This window comes from Microbacterium xerophyticum (assembly GCF_053543555.1).
Genome location: NZ_JBLVOB010000006.1, coordinates 689,066 through 692,182, shown reverse-complemented (window position 1 = coordinate 692,182; position 3,117 = coordinate 689,066). Strand labels below are relative to the sequence as shown.

Genomic DNA, 3,117 nt, shown 5'->3' with positions numbered 1-3,117 from the left:
ACCCGTCGGGCACGCCGTCGTCCACGAATTCTCTATTGAAAACGCGCGAAAGCGCACGAGAAACACAGGAGACCTGAGTGTCTGTAAAGATCGGCATCAACGGCTTCGGCCGTATCGGACGCAACTACTTCCGCGCGGCTCTCGCGCAGGGAGCAGACCTTGAGATCGTCGCGGTCAACGACCTCACCGACAACAAGTCGCTTGCGCACCTGCTGAAGTACGACTCCGTGGGCGGCGTCCTGGATGCCGAGATCAGCTACGACGACGACAGCATCACGGTCGACGGCAAGAAGATCAAGGCATTCGCCGAGCGGGACCCCGCCAACCTTCCCTGGGGTGAGCTGGGTGTCGACATCGTCATCGAGTCGACGGGCTTCTTCACCAAGGCCGACCTCGCCAAGAAGCACATCGATGCCGGCGCGAAGAAGGTTCTCATCTCGGCCCCGGCCACGGGTGCTGACGGCACGTTCGTCATCGGCGTGAACGAGGAGACCTACGACCCGGCCAACCACCACATCATCTCCAACGCCTCCTGCACCACGAACGCGCTCGCACCGCTCGCCAAGGTGTTCAACGACGCGTTCGGCATCGAGCGCGGCTTCATGATGACGGCGCACGCCTACACCGCCGACCAGAACCTTCAGGACGGCCCGCACAGCGACCTGCACCGCGCTCGCGCTGCGGCGATCAACATCGTTCCCGCCTCCACGGGTGCGGCGAAGGCGATCGGCCTGGTCCTCCCTGAGCTGGACGGCAAGCTGAGCGGCTCGTCGTACCGCGTGCCGGTTCCCACCGGCTCCATCGTCGACCTGACCCTCGTCACCGAGCGCACCGACCTCACGGTCGATGAGATCAACGAGGCCTACCGCAAGGCTGCAGCCGAAGGAAGCCTCGTCGGCTACCTGCAGTACAACGCGGACCCGATCGTCTCCAGTGACATCCAGCACAACCAGCACTCGTCGATCTTCGACTCGACGCTCACGAACGTCAGCGGCAACCTGGTCAAGGTCTCCAGCTGGTACGACAACGAGTGGGGTTACTCCAACCGTCTCGTCGACCTCACCGAGTACGTCGCAGAGCGCATCTGAGTTCCTCATGACTCTGCGCACCCTGGATTCACTGGGTTCGCTCGAAGGCAAGCGCGTCATCGTCCGTTGTGACCTCAACGTCCCCCTGAAGGACGGCGTCATAACGGACGACGGGCGTGTGCGCGCTTCGCTGCCGACTCTCAACGCCCTCATCAATGCGGGTGCACGAGTGATCGTGTGCTCGCACCTCGGCCGTCCTGACGGATCGCCCAACCCGCAGTACAGCCTCGCGCCCGTCGCGCAGCGACTGTCGGAGCTTCTCGGCAAGCCGGTCGCGTTCGCGCGCGACACCGTCGGCGAGTCGGCGAAGGAAGCGGTCGCCTCGCTCGAGGACGGCGGCATCGTCGTGCTCGAGAACCTCCGCTTCAACGCGGGGGAGACGGCGAAGGACGACGCCGAGCGTCACGCGTTCGCCGCAGAGCTCGCCGAACTGGGCGACGCTCTCGTCTCCGACGGCTTCGGGGTCGTGCACCGCAAGCAGGCGAGCGTCTACGACCTCGCCGAGATCCTGCCGTCCGCGGCCGGTCTGCTGATCGCCACCGAACTGGATGTGCTGGACCGGCTCACGGAGAAGCCAGAACGCCCCTACACGGTCGTGCTCGGCGGATCGAAGGTGAGCGACAAGCTCGGTGTGATCTCGCACCTGCTTCCGCGCGTCGATCGGATCCTCGTCGGCGGCGGAATGCTGTTCACGTTCCTCAAGGCGCAAGGACACGCAGTGGGTTCGAGCCTCCTTGAGGAGGACCAGCTCGAGACCGTGCGCGGTTACCTCGCAGAGGCCGCCGACCGCGGCGTCGAGATCGTGCTGCCCACCGACGTCGTCGTCGCCGAGTCGTTCTCAGCGGATGCTGCGCACGAGATCACGGCGGCGGATGCGATCGAGAGCACGGCATTCGGAGCATCCGGCATCGGCCTCGACATCGGCCCGGAGACCGCTCAGGCGTTCGCCGATGCGATCCGCGGTTCGAAGACGGTGTTCTGGAACGGCCCGATGGGCGTGTTCGAGTTCCCGGCGTTCGCCGCAGGAACCAAGGCCGTCGCGCAGGCGCTCACCGAGGTCGACGGCCTCGGAGTCGTCGGCGGCGGTGACTCAGCGGCCGCCGTGCGTCAGCTCGGTTTCACTGATGACCGGTTCGGTCACATCTCGACGGGCGGAGGCGCAAGCCTCGAGTTCCTCGAGGGCAAGAAGCTACCCGGCCTGGAGGTGCTCGGATGGGCAACAGCATGATCACCCGGACCCCGCTGATCGCGGGCAACTGGAAGATGAATCTCGACCACCTGCAGGCGGTGGCGTTCGTGCAGAAGCTGCACTGGGCGCTCAAGGACGCCAAGCATGAGGACGACTCGGTCGAGGTGGCGGTCTTCCCGCCCTTCACCGACATCCGCAGCGTGCAGACGCTGATCGACGCGGACAAGATCCCCTTCGCACTCGGTGCGCAGGACGTCTCGGCGCACGACTCGGGCGCGTACACCGGTGAGGTGTCCGGCGCGTTCCTCGCGAAGCTCGATGCGAAGTACGTCATCATCGGCCACTCCGAGCGCCGTGAATACCACGCCGAGGGCGACGATGTCGTGGCGGCGAAGGTGCAGGCAGCGCTCAAGCACGGGCTCGTCCCGGTGATCTGCGTCGGCGAGACCGCTGAGGACCTCGAGAAGTTCGGCGCGAGCGCCGTTCCGGCCGGACAGCTGGAGGCGGCGCTGAATGGTGTCCCGGCATCCGCTGACATCGTCGTCGCCTACGAGCCCGTCTGGGCGATCGGCTCCGGTCAGGCTGCGACGCCTCAGCAGGCGCAGGATGTCTGCGCGGCACTGCGCGCAGTCCTGGCGAAGTCGCTCGACGAGGACGCGGCAGCACGTACCCGCATCCTCTACGGCGGATCGGTGAAGGCGGCCAACATCGCCAGCTTCATGCGCGAACCCGATGTGGACGGCGCTCTCGTCGGTGGGGCGAGCCTCGTCGTCGACGACTTCGCGGCAATCATCCGGTTCGAAAAGCACGTCGGAGTGTAAGTGGTGGGGGGGGGGGGGG

3 protein-coding genes are annotated in these 3,117 nt (G+C 66.0%); all 3 read left to right on the top strand.

All coding sequences use genetic code 11. The features are described 5' to 3' along the window. Nucleotides 1-77 precede the first annotated feature (77 nt). From gap to tpiA, 3 genes are read left to right on the top strand one after another with little or no spacing between them, the layout of a single operon-like run. Nucleotides 78-1,088, top strand: a complete 1,011-nt coding sequence (gene gap, locus ACNPNP_RS10035; protein WP_448965877.1) for a type I glyceraldehyde-3-phosphate dehydrogenase — start codon at nt 78-80, stop codon at nt 1,086-1,088. Nucleotides 1,089-1,095: 7 nt separating this feature from the next. After that, on the top strand, nt 1,096-2,316 hold the full coding sequence (locus ACNPNP_RS10030) for a phosphoglycerate kinase (RefSeq protein ID WP_448965876.1): 1,221 nt from the start codon (nt 1,096-1,098) through the stop codon (nt 2,314-2,316). Continuing rightward, nucleotides 2,301-3,098, top strand: a complete 798-nt coding sequence (tpiA, locus tag ACNPNP_RS10025; protein ID WP_448965875.1) for a triose-phosphate isomerase — start codon at nt 2,301-2,303, stop codon at nt 3,096-3,098. Before ACNPNP_RS10030 ends, tpiA begins: the two co-directional genes overlap by 16 nt. The last annotated feature ends 19 nt before the right edge of the window (nt 3,099-3,117 follow it).

Bases quoted from the DNA above. Each gene is read 5' to 3' on its own strand.
- ACNPNP_RS10030 (WP_448965876.1), top strand. From the start codon at position 1,096: ATGACTCTGCGCACCCTGGATTCACTGGGTTCGCTCGAAGGCAAGCGC.
- tpiA (WP_448965875.1), top strand. From the start codon at position 2,301: ATGGGCAACAGCATGATCACCCGGACCCCGCTGATCGCGGGCAACTGG.